This window comes from Sphingopyxis fribergensis (assembly GCF_000803645.1).
GTDB classification, from domain to species: Bacteria; Pseudomonadota; Alphaproteobacteria; order Sphingomonadales; family Sphingomonadaceae; genus Sphingopyxis; species Sphingopyxis fribergensis.
Map to the genome: position 1 here is coordinate 4,141,601 of NZ_CP009122.1, position 13,659 is coordinate 4,155,259.

The window sequence follows — 13,659 nt, forward strand, 5'->3', positions numbered from 1 at the left end:
ATTTTTGGCACGCGCTTTGCATTGTTCTTTGCGTGCGGCACGTCGCCGCCATCAGGACGGATGAAAAAGCAATGAGCACGATTGACCCGAGCCGGCTGCTGCAGATGCGCAGTTCGATTCTCAATCAGAACCAGGCGTTGCAGCGCGCCGCGGGCCGTGGCGGCATCGGCGGAGCCGAAGGCGGCGTCGGCGGCGCAGACGGAACGCCGGATTTCGGCGCCGCGATCAACAATGCGCTGCAACAGGTCAATGCGCAGCAGTCGAAGGCGAGCAACCTAAGCGAAGCCTATGAACGCGGCGACACGCACGACATCGTCAGCGTGATGATCGAGCGCCAGAAGGCCTCGCTCGGTTTCGAAACCACCCTGCAAGTCCGCAACAAGCTGCTGTCCGCGTATCGCGACATCATGAACATGCCGGTGTAATCCATGGCCGAGACCCAGATCCTGACCCCCGTCCCCAATTCGATGGACGACGGCTCCGCGAACCGCCTGTCCGCTCCCGTCTTCGGTGGCCGGCTCGCACCGTTTACCCAGTTCATGCGCCAGCCCGCCGTCCAGCGCGCGCTGCCCGCGATCGCGATGACCTCGGCGATCGGCATCGCCGCGTTCGCCTATTTCACGATGCAGGCGTCGCCGCAGGCGCAGCTGTTCGCCGGGCTCGATGACAGCGACAAGGCGGCGGTCGCCGACGCGCTGCAGACGCAGGGCATCGGCCACAGCATCGACCCCACGACCGGCGCGCTCACCGTCGATGCCGACAAGCTCCACCAGGCGCGCATCGCGCTCGCTGGGCAGGGCCTGCCCAAGGCGGCGCCGAGCGGCGACAGCCTGATCGCCGCGCTCCCCATGGGGTCGAGCCGCGCGATCGAGGGCGAAGCGCTGCGCTCGGCGCGCGAGGCCGACCTGTCGCGCACGATCGAGACGATCGACGCGGTCAAGAGTGCGCGCGTCCATGTCGCCGCCGCCGAACCCAGCCTGTTCGTCCGCGAGGACAAGCCCGCCACCGCGTCGGTCATGCTGACCCTGCAGAACGGCCGTTCGCTCAGCGACGGCCAAGTGCAGGCGATCCGTTTCCTCGTCGCTTCGTCGATCCCCGGCATGAACGCCGATCAGGTGTCGGTGATCGACCAGCGCGGCGCTTTGCTGTCGGACACCGCATCGGGCAGCGACATGAAGGCATTCCAGTTGCAAGTGCAGGTCGAGGACCGCTTCCGCCGCGCGCTCGACACCTTGCTCGGCCCGATGCTCGGCGCCGGCAACTATACCGTCGAGGTCCACGCCGACGTCGATATGTCCGAAAGCCAGGCGACGCGCGAAAGCTTTCCCGAGAACGACCGCGCGCTGACCAGCGAACAGATCACCCGCTCGACCAGCGGCACGAGCGCGCCCGCGGTCGGCATCCCCGGCGCGCTGTCGAACCAGCCGCCGCAGGCGACCACGATCACCGCGACCGGCCCGCAGCCCGTCCCCGTCGGCGCGCCCCCGGCACCCGGCACCGAAAGCAATGAAAATGCCGCGCGCGCCTATGAAGTCGGCCGCGAGATTTCGGTGACGCACTCGCCGCAGGGCAAGCTGCGCCGCGTTTCGGTCGCGGTCGCGCTCAATCAAGGCAAAAAGGCACTGACGCAGGCTGATCTTACCAAGATCGACAATCTGGTGAAGGGCGCGATCGGTTTTGACGCGACGCGCGGCGACCTCGTCGCGATCAACCAGCGTCCGTTCGTTCAGGTCGAAGACACCGCGCCCGCCTTTTACGACCAGGGCTGGTTCCTGCCGCTCGTCAAGCAGGTCGGCGCGATCCTCGTCGCGCTGCTCGCCTTCCTGTTCGTCGGCCGGCCCATGATCCGCGCCGCCAAGGAACGCGCCGCCAAGCGCATCGCCCAGCATCAGGAACTCGAAGCATCGCTGCTCGCCGCGACCGATCGCCCGGCACTCGCCAGCGGTCAACACGGCCGCGAAATCACGCTCGAGATGATCGAACAGGCGCCGAGCTATGAAGCCCGCGCCAACCTCGTCCGCGCCTTCGTCCGGCAGGACTCGGCGCGCGCCGCGCTGGTCGTCCGCCACCTGATGCAGGAGGGCGCCCGTGCCTGACGTCGCCGAACTAGATAATGTACCCGCGATGCCCGCGATCGAAGGATCGGCCGCCGCCGCGATCCTGTTGATGCTGCTCGATGAAAGCGAAGCCGCGACGATCCTGAAACAGCTCGGTCCCGAAGAAGTGCGCCAGCTGGCGAAAGCGATGTTCGACACCGCCAACGCCAGCGAGCAGCAGATCGGCCAGGCGCTCGACCGCTTTGTGACGCGCAGCCGCGACGTCAGTGCGCTCGCGATCGGCGCCGACATTCGCATCCGCACCGTGATGAACGAAGCCGTCGGCAACGTCCGCGCCGACAATATCCTTGCCGCCGTCGCGCCGCAGCGAAGCGCCGCGTCGCTCGAAATGCTGCGCTGGATGGACGTCGACGCGATCAGCGGGCTGCTTGCCAGCGAACATCCGCAGGTCGGCGCGCTGATCCTCTCGGTGCTCGTCCCCGATGTCGCCGCGCGCGCGATCGAGACGCTCGACGAAGTGCTGCAGGCCGACCTGGTGCTGCGCGCCGCGATGCTGACCTCGGTCCCCGCCGCGGCGATCGAGGATCTCGAAGCGGTGCTCGCGAGCGCCAATGTCGATGGCCAGCGCGTTGCAAAACAGGCAATCGGCGGCCCGAGCGATGTCGCCAAGATCATGAAGAAAATGCCGAAGCAGCTTTCGGAGCGCACGCTCCGTTCGCTGAAGAAGCACGACCGCATCCTCGCCCAGGCGATCGAGGAAGAGATGTTCATCTTCGAAAATCTGCGCGATCTCGACAAGAAGAGCCTCAGCAGCGTGCTGCGTTCGGTCGACGCCGCCCAGCTCGCGATTGCGCTCAAGGGCGCCGACGAAGAGATGGTCGACATGTGCCTCGCCACCATGTCGCAGCGCGCCGCCGAAACGATCCGCGACGAGATGGCCGAAATGACGATGGTCAAGCGCGCCGACGTCGACGATGCGCAAAAGAGCGTGATGCAGATCGTGCGCCAGATGGCGGCGGCCGGCGAAATCATGATCGCGGGCGGCGGCGACGACTATGTCTGATCGCGTCACCGAAACCGGCTTCGCCCCCGTCTCGCTCACCGACGCGATGGCGCGCGGCAGCGGCTTCCGCCCGATGTCCTTCGCACCCGCGACCTACACGGCGCAGGCGACCGAACAGGAAAACATCGACGAACTCGACCTCGAAGACCCCTTCGCACTCGGCCTCGCCGAAGGCCAGCGCCTCGCCGAAGCCGCCTTTGTTGCCGAGCGCCACCAGCTGCTCGCACTGCTCGCCGGTGCCGAAGCGCTGCAAGACGAGCCGAGCGAAGAACTCGCGCAGCTGATCGCCGAGACCGTCGAGCGGCTGGTCCGCCAGATCGTCGCCGCCGCACCGATCGATGCCGAATGGCTGCAGGCGCAGGCCCAGACCGCGGCCGACATGGTCGCCGACGCCGACAAGGCGCGCACGCTGTGGGTCCATCCCGACGATGCCGCGCTGCTCGCCGACGCGCCGCTGACGCTAGCGATCGAATGCGATCCCGCGATGGTGCGTGGCACCGTCCGTCTCGAAACCTCGACCGGCTGGATCGAGCATGGCCGCGCGGTCTATCTCGACGAACTGCGCACCGCGCTCGGCACCGGAGACCTCGCATGACGCGCCGGCTTGCCATGAGCGCGCAGCAGCTGCTCGACCCCGTCGACCTGGCGAACGCCAGCCCGCGCCGCATCGGCACGCTCGTCGCGCACGAGGGCATCATGCTCGAAGTGTCGGGTTTCCCGCAACCGCTGGGCAGCAACGTCCGCATCAAGTCGGCCGACAACGACTATGTCTACGGCGAAGTCGTTGGCTTCCGCGGCCACCGGAGCCTCGTCCTCCCCTTCGACATGAACAAGCCGCTCGTCACCGGCGCGCCGGTCGAACCGCATGGCGCGAGCAGCATGGTTGCCGTCGGCAAGACGCTGCTCGGCCGCATCATGGATGCGCAGGGCAATCCGCTCGACGGCCGCCCGGCGATCAAATCGCAATTCCAGTGGCCGCTCGCCGGCCGCAAGGTTAACCCGCTGCGCCGCGGCCGTGTCACCAATCCGCTCAACATGGGCGTGCGCGCGATCAACGGTCTGCTCACCGTCGGCGAAGGCCAGCGCGTCGCGATCATCGCGGGTTCGGGCGTCGGTAAGTCGGTGCTGATGGGGCAGATGATCGCGGGCACCGAATGCGACGTCATCGTCGTCGGGCTGATCGGCGAGCGCAGCCGCGAAGTCAGCGATTTTGTCGAAACCAAGCTGCCCCCCGAAGTCCGCAAGAAGTCGGTCGTCGTCGCGGTTCCCGCCGACCATCCGCCTTTGCTCCGCCTGCGCGCCGCGATGCGCGCGACCGCGATCGCCGAGGCCTTCCGCGCCGAGGGCAAGAAAGTATTGCTGCTGATCGACAGCCTGACCCGCGTCGCGCATGCGCAGCGCGAGATCGGGCTGACGCTGGGCGAGCCGCCGACGATGAAGGGTTATCCCCCGTCGGTCTTCGCGCTGATCCCCTCGCTGTGCGAGCGTGCCGGAATCGACCGCCTGACCGGCGGCTCGATCACCGCGCTCTACACCGTGCTCGCCGATGGCGGCGACATCGACGATCCGGTCGTCGACAGCGCGCGTGCGATCGTCGATGGCCATATCATCCTGTCGCGCCAGCTGGCCGAACAGGGCGTCTATCCCGCGATCGACGTCGCGCGTTCGCTGTCGCGCACGATGGTCGATTCGGTCGATCCCGAACATGCCGCCGCCGCCGCGCGCTTTCGCCAGCTGTGGTCCGTCTATGAAGAGAATCGCGATCTGATGCTGATGGGCGCTTATGTCGCCGGCGCCGATCCGGTGCTCGACACCGCCATCACGCGCCACGCCGACCAGATCGCCTTCGTGTCGCAGCCTGCCAAGGCGCAGGTCGATTTCCAAAATTCCCGCCAAGCCCTGATTGAAGGATATTCCGCATGAACGCCCGTACCGCACGCCGCAAACGTATCATCCGCGTGCGCTCCGTCGAACATCAGATGGCGGAGGCCAATCTGGCGCGCGCCAATGGCGAACTCGCGAACCTCGTCGAACTGGCGAAGCGGCTCGAAACGCTGCGCGTCGACCTCGCGATGGCCAAGGGTGCCGTCGCCGGCCGCGCGCTCAACTCGGTCGGCGAGCTCGCGATGCGGCTCGACATTGCGCAGGAAAGCCTGACCGCGCCGCTGGCAGGTGCCAGCGAGCGCCGCGACCAGGCCGGTGCGCTGGTACAAAGCGCGATGGTCAAGGAAGAATCGGCGGTCCGCCTCTACGAACGCAGCCGGAAGGCGGCGCAGGTCGAACAGGAACGCCGGGACGACGCCAACCGCCCGCACCGTCCGCGCACGGGCATGCGTCTACGCCTGATCGAAGGCGGCGCGTCATGATGAGCGCGCCCTCTATCCCCACGCCGCAGGGCGCCATGCCCGCGGGCTTCGCAACCTTCCTCGCCAACATCGGCCAGCTTCCGGCCGATGGCGGCGAAAGCCCCAGCTTCGACCGGCTGCTCGCCGCCGCGCCGGGTGCTGCCGTTCCGATCGCGAATGCCACCGCGACGATCAAGATCGATCCGGTACTGGCCATCGACGCCGCGGCGGCGCAAATCGAAACCCCGGTCGAATCGGATGTCGAAGACCCCGCGGCCAAGGCCGCGCCGGTTAAAGCCGATCCCGCTGCGCTGGCCGCGAACCTGCTTATCGCGCTGAACGGTGCCATCCCCGGCGCCGCACCCGCAACTGGCAAGCCCGTTCCGGCCAAGCCCGGAACCGACGCGGCGGCGTCGGAGACGACCGAGACCGGCGAGACCGTCCCGACTGCCCCGCCCCCAAATTGGGACGCGATCGTGGCGGTCGCTATCCCGGCCGTCCCAAAGCCCGCAAGGCCGTCAGAAACGGGGAAGGCTGCGGCCGACAATAGTGCGCCAGCACTTCCCGTCGCCGCCCGCCCCCGAGACGCCGCGATGCCGACGCTCAACGGCGCCGAGGCGCCTGTCGCCAAATCCCCCGAAGCCGCTTCTTCGATGACGATCCTCTTCACCCAGCCGACCGCGCCGGGGGCCGCAACGCTCGCCGAAGCCGCAGCGCCCGCGGCGATCGCCGAACAGGTGATCGACATCGACAGCGACGGCGCGTGGATCGACCAACTTGCACGCGACATCGCCGCGACCAAATCGGAGAGCGGCGATATCAGCTTTCGCCTGATGCCGAAGCATCTCGGCCGCCTCGACGTCGCAATGCAGATGGGCGACGAAGGCATGTCGCTGAAAATGGACACGCATCACGAAGCGACCGCGACGATCGTCACCGCCGCGCAGGGGCGTCTCGTCGACGAACTCCGCCAGCAGGGCGTGCGCGTTACAGGGTCCGAAGTGACCTGCACCCCAGGCGAAACCGGACGCCAGTCGCAAAGCCAGGGTCAGGGCCGCGCCGCTGCCCCCGATCCCAGCCACCTCATCGAAACCGCCACCGAACGCGCCGAGCCGCGTGACGAAGACCGCGCCGCCGACCGCCGCGGCCGCTTCGCCTGATCAGAAAGGGTCCCATGATGGCCAAGGATAATGTCGAAGGCGCCCCCAAGAAAAAGGGCAAGTTCAAGAAGCTGCTGCTGATCGGCGTCGCCGCGATCGTCCTGATCGGCGCCGGTGCGGGCGCGGGCATCTATTTCGGCGCGCTGTCGGCGCACGAGGCGAAGCCCGAGGATCATTTTCCCAAGCTCGTCCTGCGCAGCGAAGGCGAACCTGAGCCGGCCGCCGAGGGCGAAGAGAAGGAAGCGCCGCTGAAGGTCGGCACGGTGTCGGTCCCGAACGACAAGTTCAAGGTCGACCCCAAGAAATATGAGATCACCTATTATCCGATTGCCGACAGCTTTACGACGAACCTCGCCGACGGATCAGGCTTCCTGCAGGTGGGTATCAGCCTTTCGACCTTCTATGACGGCAAGGTTATCAATAATATCAAACGGCAGGCTGTTCCGATCCGTTCGGTCGTGCTTATGGTGCTCGCCGAACAGGATCCGGCGTTGCTCTCCACATCACAGGGGAAACAGCGGCTGCAGCGTCAGCTGACCGCCGCGATCAACGATGTGTTGCGCGACAAGGAAGGTTTCGGGGGCATCGACAATGTTTATTTCACAAGCCTGGTGATTCAGTGACCACCAGCACCAAAACCGTCAAGGCCGTGAAGGCACCGGCCGCTCCTGCACCCGCAGCTGCGGCCACGCCTGCGGAGACCAAGGAGTCGCTGCTGCTGCGCCGGGCGGCCGACGGCTATGCCTTCCCCGCGCTTGAGGGCGTCGCGAACCAGTTTGCGCGCAGCTTGCGCGACCTGATCCGCGCGCTTGGTGCGCCCACGATCCAGATCGAACGGTCAGGCGCCGAACAGGTGAGCTTTGCCGAATGGAGCGCGGCCGCGGCCCCCGCGATCTTCTGGCGCTATCATGCGCCGCCGCTCAAGGGCCCGGTGATGCTCGCCGGCTCGCGCTCGCTGCTGCTCCAGCTCGTCGACATCTTCTATGGCGGCCGCGGTCAACTCGCCGCCGAGCGCGAGGAGCTGACCGATGCCGAGGATCGCTTCGCAGCGCGCCTCGGACGCGACATCGGGTTGCAGCTCGCCGCCGCATGGCGCGGCAAGCTGGCGATCGAGCCCGAACTTGACAGCGTCACCGCCGATCCCGCGAAGCTCGCCGCGGTGCGCGCCGACGATGAATTGTTCGTCCAGCGCTTCACGCTGCGCGGCGCGCCGTTCGACGGGCGGACGATCATGTGCGCCTATCCGGTCGCGGCGCTGCGTGGGATTGCCGGCGACGAGCTGCTTCCCGAAGCGCAAGGCAATGGCGCCGACCCGGTATGGGCCGGCGCGCTCGACAAGGCGCTGCGCGACGTCCGCATGCCCGTCCGCTCGGTGCTCGCACGCCCTGAGATCAGTCTCGTCAAATTGCTCGCACTCGAGGTCGGCGACATCATTCCGCTCAATATGCCGCGCCATGTGCCTGTGACCGTTGCCGGCCACAGCTTCGCGCTCGGCAGCATCGGCGAGGCCAATGGCAACGCCGCGATCATGATAGACCATATCGAAAAAGGACCCGACCATGACTGACATCAGCGACGCCCCGAAGGTCGCGCGCGCCGACCGGCGCGACAAGAGCATCGCCGCCGCACCCAATTTCGACCTGCTCGCCGGCGTTTCGCTGCGCGTGTCGGTCGAGGTCGGGTCGACCTCGATGACGCTCTCCGAACTGCTCGCGATCGATGAGGGCAGCGTGATCGAACTCGACCGCGCCGCGACTGACCTGCTCGACATTTATGCCAATGGCACGCTGATCGCGAAGGGCGAGATCGTCAGCATCGACGGCCGCTACGGCATCCAGGTCGCCGAAGTCGTCGCGCCGGCACGCGGGCTCGAGGGTTTCGAACGGAGAGCCTGATGTTCGAATATATTCTCCGCCTGCTCATCCTGTTGCCGCTCGTCGGCGGCATGGCGTGGGGCAGCCTGTGGCTGTGGAAACGCGTCCAGATGGGGGTGCCCCTCGTCGGCGGCGCCACCAAGACGCGCGCGGTCGAGATGATCGACGTGCTGCCGCTCGGTCCCGGGTCGAAGCTCGCGGTCGTCGAATTTGCCGGGCAGCGGGTGCTGATCGCGGTGTCGCGGAACGGCATCACGCGGATCGCCGACGACAGCCAGGGCGATTTCCATGCGGACTGATCACCGCTTCTGGCTGCGCGCCGCGGCGCTAGCCGGCGGCGCCGCGCTGCTCTGCGCCGCGCCGGCCGCCTATGCGCAGGCCGCCGATGGCCTTAGCCGCGCAGTCGGCGAAATCGGCGGCGACGGCCGTCCCTTGAGCCTGTCGCTCCAGATTCTCGTGTTGATGAGCTTGCTGACGGTGCTGCCGTCGCTGCTATTGATGATGACCAGCTTCACGCGGATCATCATCGTGCTCTCGATCCTGCGCCACGCGCTCGGCCTGCAACAAACGCCACCGAACCAGGTGCTCGTGGGCCTCAGCCTGTTCCTCTCGCTGTTCGTGATGCAGCCGGTGATTACCGAGGTGAATCGCGTCGCGATCGAACCCTATGGCCAGGAACAGATCGACATTGGCGAGGCGGTATCGCGCTCGGGCGTCGCGCTCCACGGCTTCATGATGAAGCAGACGCGCAAGACCGACCTGATGATGTTCGCCAAGATCGCCAAGGCGCCAACCTATGCGAGCCCGAAAGACGTACCCTTCTCGATCCTGCTGCCCGCCTTCGTCACCAGCGAACTCAAGACCGCGTTCCAGATCGGCTTCCTGATCTTCCTGCCCTTCCTCGTCATCGACCTGATCGTCGCCTCGGCGTTGATGTCGCTCGGCATGATGATGCTGTCGCCGACGATCATATCGATGCCGTTCAAGCTGCTGCTCTTCGTCCTCGTCGACGGCTGGGCGCTGACGATGGGGTCGCTCGCCTCCTCCTTCGTGAGTTAGCGCGATGGAAGCCGATTATTTCATCGGAGTCGCGCAGCAATCGCTATGGATTCTCGCGCTTGCGTCGGCGCCGCTACTGCTGCCGGTGCTCGTCATCGGCGTGCTGCTCGGCATGGTGCAGGCGGCGACGTCGATCAACGAACAGACTTTGACGTTCGTGCCCAAGCTGATCGTCGCGGCGATCTGCCTCGCGATCTTCGGCGGCAGCATCCTCGTCCTGCTCACCGACTTCACCCGGGAAATCTTCGCCCAAATCCCCAGCCTGGTGAAGTAAGCCGGGGATGAATCCCGCCGACATCCCGAATATCGAGGCGATGCTCCAGCTGTGGATGCTGGCGATGATCCGCCCCGGCGCGGCGTTCATCGCCGCGCCGGTGTTCGGCGCGTCGAGCGTGCCGGTGCAGCTCAGGCTGGTGATCGCGCTCGCGGTCGGGGTGCCCGCGGTCGCGGCATCGGGCATGGCGTTGCCGCCCGAAGGCATTGTGTCGGTCCCGGGCTTTTTCCTCATCATCGGCGAGGTCGTGATCGGGCTCGCGATGGGCTTCGTGCTCCAGATGGGGCTCGCCGCGGCGCTGATCGCGGGCGAGGCGATCAGCAACGCGATGGGCCTCGGCTTCGCGTCGATGGTCGATCCGCTGAGCGGCGCGTCGAGTTCGGCGATCGGCCAATTCCTGTCGATGATGGCCACCGCGCTCTTCCTCGCCGCCGACGGCCATCTCGTGCTGATCAACATCATCGTCGACAGTTATAGCGCGCTACCCCCCGGCAACGCCTTTCCGTCGTGGGACGCGATCGGCGGCATTATTCGGTTCGGCAGCCTGATGTTCGCCGCGGGGCTTACCATCGCGATGCCCGTGGGCTTCGTGCTGATCCTCGTCCAGATCATCATGGGCGTCATCGGCCGTTCGGCGCCCGCGCTCAACCTGTTCGCCGTCGGCATTCCCGCGACCCTGCTCGCCGGAATCGTACTACTGGGTGTCGCGACGCCCGCGATGGCCGAGGCGATTGCGCGCATCCTGTCCGACGCGCTCGACGCCGCGCGCATGGTCGCGGGAATCTAGGCCATGTCGGCGCCGACCGAGAAGGACCAGAAGACCGAACAGCCGACGGCAAAAAAGCTGTCGGACTCGGCGCGCGAAGGCGATGTGCTGATGTCGCGCGAGTTGGCGACGGCGCTGGCGATGCTCGCCGCCGCGGGGTGGATGGTCGCCGCGGGCGGCTGGTTCGTCCAGTCGGCGAGCGATCTTGTCCGCCGCGGGCTGACCCTGACCGCCGCCGACGTCGCCGATTTCGCGCCCGCCGAGGCGCTGATGCGCAACGGCGCCGAAATCTTGCTGCCACTCGCCAGCCTGTTCGCGCTGGCGCTCGGCGCCGCGGTCGCGGGCCCGGCGATGCTCGGCTCGATCGGGTGGCGCGGCAAGGCGCTCCACTTCAAGGGCAACCGGATCAATCCGATGAGCGGGCTCAAGCGGATGTTCGGGATGCAGGGCCTGACCGAACTCGGCAAAGCCTTGGCGAAAGTGCTGCTGCTTGGCAGCATCGGCTATTGGCTTGTCCTGAACAGCCTGCCCGCGATCATGACGATGGCGTCGACCGACCTGATCGGTGCGATCGGCCTTGCCGGAAAGGAAATCGGCCATGCCATGCTGACGCTCGCCGGCGGGCTGGTGGTCATTGCGCTGATCGATGTGCCGGTGCAGTGGTTCACGCGCAACCAGCGGCTGATGATGAGCAAGCAGGAGGTGAAGGAGGAAATGCGCCAATCCGACGGCGCCCCCGAACTCAAGCAGGCGCAGCGCCAGCGTGCGCACGAAATTTTGAGCGGGTCGGCGCGCAAGGCGGTGTCCGACGCGACCGTCGTCCTCACCAATCCGACCCATTTCTCGGTCGCGCTGCGCTATCGGCCCGGGGTCGATGCGGCCCCCTTCGTCGTCGCGCGCGGGCGCGGCGATGTCGCGCTGTCGATCCGCGAGCTGGCGCGCGGCGCCAATGTGCCGCTGCTCGAATATCCGGCGCTCACGCGCGCCATCTATTTCACCGCGCGCGCCGGCCGCGTCATCCCGGAGGAATTGTTCGTCGCGGTCGCCACCGTGCTCGCCTTCGTCTTCCAATTGGAACGCGCCGCTGCCGAAGGCACCGCGCCGCCCGCCGTCGACGTGCCGCCCTCGCATCGTTTTGATCCCGAAGGGCGTCGTCAGGCTTAAACTTCTTCGCGGGCCGCCGTTAAGGGGTGCGAAGGATATTTTGCCATGGTCAGTTCAATCGCAAACAGCCTCGGCTTCGGGTCGGGCCTCGATGTCAAACAGCTTGTCGCCGACCTGTCGAATGCGTCGCGCGACCCGAAGATTGCGCGGATGACCTCGCTGACCCAGGCGAACCAGACGCGGATCAGCGCGCTGGCGCAGGCACGATCGAACCTCGACGGCTTCGCCGATTCGCTGGGCCAGATGGTATCCGACGGCACGTTGCGCAGCACGCCGACGGTGTCCGACGAGAGCGTGCTTGGCGCTACCAGCCGCGCCGGCCTCTCCGCCGACAGCTTCGCCGCGACCGTTGTGGTGAACCAGCTTGCGCGCGCGCAGACCAATTATTCGGGCATCGTCGCTGACAAGGCGGCCGCGATCGGCACGGGCACAATGACGCTGACCGTCGGAGGCGTCGCCAAGACGATCACCATCGATGCGACCAACAACAGCCTCGAAGGGCTGGCCAACGCCATCAACGCGAGCGGCGCCGGCGTGACCGCGTCAATCATCGCCGACGAAGGCGGCCACCGCCTGATCGTCAAAGGTCCGACGGGCGAAGTCGGCGCCTTCACCCTCACCGCCGACGCCGGGGCCGACCCCGGCCTTTCTGCCTTCTCCACCAGCGGCGGCATGACCGTCGGCCAGAGTGCCGCCAACGCCGAATTCACGATCGACGGCGTGGCGTTCAGCCGCGCGAACAACATCATCGACGATGTGATTCCGGGCATGTCTCTCACGCTGAAAAAGGCGGCGCCCGGTCAGGGCGTCGATATTGGCGCGAGCCGCCCGCTCGACATGATCAAACAGACCGTCGGCGATTTCGTCTCGGTCTATAACCAGCTCAAGAAAAGCCTTGTCACTGCCTCTAGCATGTCGGGGGAAACGACCTCGCTTCGCGAGATCGAACGCGAACTTTCCAATCTCGTCAACAAGGTGCTGTCGAGCCACGGCAGCATCAACAAGCTGTCCGACATCGGCATCTCGTCGACGCGCGACGGCCTGCTTTCTGTCGACAACGCGAAGCTCGACAAGGTGCTCGCCAGCGATGCCGGCGCGGTCGAGGCGCTGTTCAATCCGCGTCGCGATGCGACCCATACCGAACAGAGCGATCCCGGCATCGCCTTTGCGCTCGACGCGATCCGCGACAAGGCGGTCGGCGTCAATGGCGCGATCGATCGCGTGTCGAAATCGCTCGACGCGAAAAGGGAAAATCTCGCCGACCAGCTCGAAAAGATCGAAGAGCGCGAGAGCGCCTATAAGGCCCGGCTGGAGAAGCAATATGGCTCGCTCGAAGCCAAGCTTGCGGCGTTCAAGGCAACGCAGAGCTATCTCGAACAGCAAATCAAGCTCTGGAACAACCAGGGTAACGATTAAGGACCCCCGCCGTGACCGCTACCGCCTCGACCGTCCGGGCGACCGGACTTTATCGCCGATTGCAGAACGAAAGCCGCGCCGCCGCCGCCGACCCTATCGAACTCGTCACCATGCTTTACGACGAGTTGGAGACCGCCGTCGGCGTGCTCGGGGCGATGGTGCGCCAAGGGCAGCGCATTTCGGCAACCGAGCCCGCGCATCGCGCGCGGGCGATCCTGATCGGCCTCGACGTCAATCTTGACCGTGACAAGGGCGGCGATGTCGCGACCGCACTGTCGCGCGTCTATCGCAGCATGCGCCGCAAGCTCGACGATGCGGTGGCCGCGAACAGCGCCGAGGGGCTTGCCGAGTTGCTCGAAGGAATCCTAACGATCAGCGCCGCGTGGCGCCAGCTTCGCTGAACCTTCTGGACCTGAAAACGACAACGGCCCGCTCCTGATTCGAGGGGCGGGCCTTTGTCCGTTTTGGTGAACCCCCGCTG

General features: G+C 66.4%; 17 protein-coding genes. All 17 read left to right on the forward strand.

Features of this window, described 5'->3' with window-relative positions:
• Positions 1 to 71 precede the first annotated feature (71 nt).
• From fliE to SKP52_RS19420, 17 genes are read left to right on the forward strand one after another with little or no spacing between them, the layout of a single operon-like run.
• Complete coding sequence (gene fliE / locus SKP52_RS19340; RefSeq protein ID WP_039577675.1) at positions 72 to 425, forward strand: flagellar hook-basal body complex protein FliE; 354 nt, start codon at positions 72 to 74, stop codon at positions 423 to 425.
• Between the two features lie 3 nt (positions 426 to 428).
• Positions 429 to 2,096, forward strand: coding sequence for a flagellar basal-body MS-ring/collar protein FliF (gene fliF, locus SKP52_RS19345; protein WP_039577679.1), 1,668 nt, complete (start codon positions 429 to 431; stop codon positions 2,094 to 2,096).
• The gene (fliG, locus tag SKP52_RS19350) at positions 2,089 to 3,120 is read left to right on the forward strand and encodes a flagellar motor switch protein FliG (protein WP_039577683.1); all 1,032 of its coding nucleotides are present in this window, start codon (positions 2,089 to 2,091) and stop codon (positions 3,118 to 3,120) included. Before fliF ends, fliG begins: the two co-directional genes overlap by 8 nt.
• Positions 3,113 to 3,715: a FliH/SctL family protein gene (locus SKP52_RS19355; protein ID WP_039577686.1), complete on the forward strand. Its 603-nt coding sequence runs from the start codon at positions 3,113 to 3,115 to the stop codon at positions 3,713 to 3,715. Before fliG ends, SKP52_RS19355 begins: the two co-directional genes overlap by 8 nt.
• A complete protein-coding gene (locus SKP52_RS19360; RefSeq protein ID WP_039577688.1) occupies positions 3,712 to 5,043 on the forward strand; it encodes a FliI/YscN family ATPase in 1,332 nt (443 codons plus the stop codon). The genes SKP52_RS19355 and SKP52_RS19360 overlap by 4 nt, the downstream gene beginning before the upstream one ends.
• The gene (locus tag SKP52_RS19365) at positions 5,040 to 5,486 is read left to right on the forward strand and encodes a hypothetical protein (RefSeq protein ID WP_039577691.1); all 447 of its coding nucleotides are present in this window, start codon (positions 5,040 to 5,042) and stop codon (positions 5,484 to 5,486) included. Before SKP52_RS19360 ends, SKP52_RS19365 begins: the two co-directional genes overlap by 4 nt.
• Positions 5,483 to 6,625 (forward strand): flagellar hook-length control protein FliK, encoded by a 1,143-nt coding sequence (locus SKP52_RS19370; RefSeq protein WP_081997446.1) that lies wholly within the window; start codon positions 5,483 to 5,485, stop codon positions 6,623 to 6,625. The genes SKP52_RS19365 and SKP52_RS19370 overlap by 4 nt, the downstream gene beginning before the upstream one ends.
• Positions 6,626 to 6,639: 14 nt before the next feature.
• Positions 6,640 to 7,248, forward strand: a complete 609-nt coding sequence (locus SKP52_RS19375; RefSeq protein ID WP_228383703.1) for a flagellar basal body-associated FliL family protein — start codon at positions 6,640 to 6,642, stop codon at positions 7,246 to 7,248.
• The gene (locus SKP52_RS19380; protein ID WP_039577699.1) at positions 7,245 to 8,192 is read left to right on the forward strand and encodes a FliM/FliN family flagellar motor switch protein; all 948 of its coding nucleotides are present in this window, start codon (positions 7,245 to 7,247) and stop codon (positions 8,190 to 8,192) included. The genes SKP52_RS19375 and SKP52_RS19380 overlap by 4 nt, the downstream gene beginning before the upstream one ends.
• On the forward strand, positions 8,185 to 8,520 hold the full coding sequence (fliN, locus tag SKP52_RS19385) for a flagellar motor switch protein FliN (RefSeq protein WP_039577700.1): 336 nt from the start codon (positions 8,185 to 8,187) through the stop codon (positions 8,518 to 8,520). Before SKP52_RS19380 ends, fliN begins: the two co-directional genes overlap by 8 nt.
• Positions 8,520 to 8,798, forward strand: coding sequence for a flagellar biosynthetic protein FliO (locus tag SKP52_RS19390; protein WP_039577703.1), 279 nt, complete (start codon positions 8,520 to 8,522; stop codon positions 8,796 to 8,798). The genes fliN and SKP52_RS19390 overlap by 1 nt, the downstream gene beginning before the upstream one ends.
• Positions 8,788 to 9,558: a flagellar type III secretion system pore protein FliP gene (gene fliP / locus SKP52_RS19395; protein WP_039577707.1), complete on the forward strand. Its 771-nt coding sequence runs from the start codon at positions 8,788 to 8,790 to the stop codon at positions 9,556 to 9,558. Before SKP52_RS19390 ends, fliP begins: the two co-directional genes overlap by 11 nt.
• 4 nt (positions 9,559 to 9,562) lie before the next feature.
• Positions 9,563 to 9,832, forward strand: coding sequence for a flagellar biosynthetic protein FliQ (locus SKP52_RS19400; protein ID WP_039577709.1), 270 nt, complete (start codon positions 9,563 to 9,565; stop codon positions 9,830 to 9,832).
• A 7-nt stretch (positions 9,833 to 9,839) separates the two neighbouring features.
• Positions 9,840 to 10,619, forward strand: a complete 780-nt coding sequence (gene fliR, locus SKP52_RS19405) for a flagellar biosynthetic protein FliR (RefSeq protein ID WP_039577711.1) — start codon at positions 9,840 to 9,842, stop codon at positions 10,617 to 10,619.
• A 3-nt stretch (positions 10,620 to 10,622) separates the two neighbouring features.
• Positions 10,623 to 11,762 (forward strand): flagellar type III secretion system protein FlhB, encoded by a 1,140-nt coding sequence (gene flhB, locus SKP52_RS19410; protein ID WP_039577714.1) that lies wholly within the window; start codon positions 10,623 to 10,625, stop codon positions 11,760 to 11,762.
• A 45-nt stretch (positions 11,763 to 11,807) separates the two neighbouring features.
• The gene (gene fliD, locus SKP52_RS19415) at positions 11,808 to 13,178 is read left to right on the forward strand and encodes a flagellar filament capping protein FliD (RefSeq protein WP_039577716.1); all 1,371 of its coding nucleotides are present in this window, start codon (positions 11,808 to 11,810) and stop codon (positions 13,176 to 13,178) included.
• A gap of 11 nt (positions 13,179 to 13,189) precedes the next feature.
• On the forward strand, positions 13,190 to 13,579 hold the full coding sequence (locus SKP52_RS19420) for a flagellar export chaperone FliS (protein WP_039577720.1): 390 nt from the start codon (positions 13,190 to 13,192) through the stop codon (positions 13,577 to 13,579).
• Positions 13,580 to 13,659: the final 80 nt, after the last annotated feature.

What these genes read in the sequence shown, in the direction of transcription:
- fliP (WP_039577707.1), top strand. Translation starts at nt 8,788, where the DNA reads ATGCGGACTGATCACCGCTTCTGGCTGCGCGCCGCGGCGCTAGCCGGC.
- SKP52_RS19375 (WP_228383703.1), top strand. Translation starts at nt 6,640, where the DNA reads ATGATGGCCAAGGATAATGTCGAAGGCGCCCCCAAGAAAAAGGGCAAG.
- SKP52_RS19355 (WP_039577686.1), top strand. Translation starts at nt 3,113, where the DNA reads ATGTCTGATCGCGTCACCGAAACCGGCTTCGCCCCCGTCTCGCTCACC.
- SKP52_RS19400 (WP_039577709.1), top strand. Translation starts at nt 9,563, where the DNA reads ATGGAAGCCGATTATTTCATCGGAGTCGCGCAGCAATCGCTATGGATT.
- SKP52_RS19365 (WP_039577691.1), top strand. Translation starts at nt 5,040, where the DNA reads ATGAACGCCCGTACCGCACGCCGCAAACGTATCATCCGCGTGCGCTCC.
- fliR (WP_039577711.1), top strand. Translation starts at nt 9,840, where the DNA reads ATGAATCCCGCCGACATCCCGAATATCGAGGCGATGCTCCAGCTGTGG.
- fliD (WP_039577716.1), top strand. Translation starts at nt 11,808, where the DNA reads ATGGTCAGTTCAATCGCAAACAGCCTCGGCTTCGGGTCGGGCCTCGAT.
- flhB (WP_039577714.1), top strand. Translation starts at nt 10,623, where the DNA reads ATGTCGGCGCCGACCGAGAAGGACCAGAAGACCGAACAGCCGACGGCA.
- SKP52_RS19370 (WP_081997446.1), top strand. Translation starts at nt 5,483, where the DNA reads ATGATGAGCGCGCCCTCTATCCCCACGCCGCAGGGCGCCATGCCCGCG.
- fliE (WP_039577675.1), top strand. Translation starts at nt 72, where the DNA reads ATGAGCACGATTGACCCGAGCCGGCTGCTGCAGATGCGCAGTTCGATT.
- SKP52_RS19360 (WP_039577688.1), top strand. Translation starts at nt 3,712, where the DNA reads ATGACGCGCCGGCTTGCCATGAGCGCGCAGCAGCTGCTCGACCCCGTC.
- fliN (WP_039577700.1), top strand. Translation starts at nt 8,185, where the DNA reads ATGACTGACATCAGCGACGCCCCGAAGGTCGCGCGCGCCGACCGGCGC.
- fliF (WP_039577679.1), top strand. Translation starts at nt 429, where the DNA reads ATGGCCGAGACCCAGATCCTGACCCCCGTCCCCAATTCGATGGACGAC.
- SKP52_RS19390 (WP_039577703.1), top strand. Translation starts at nt 8,520, where the DNA reads ATGTTCGAATATATTCTCCGCCTGCTCATCCTGTTGCCGCTCGTCGGC.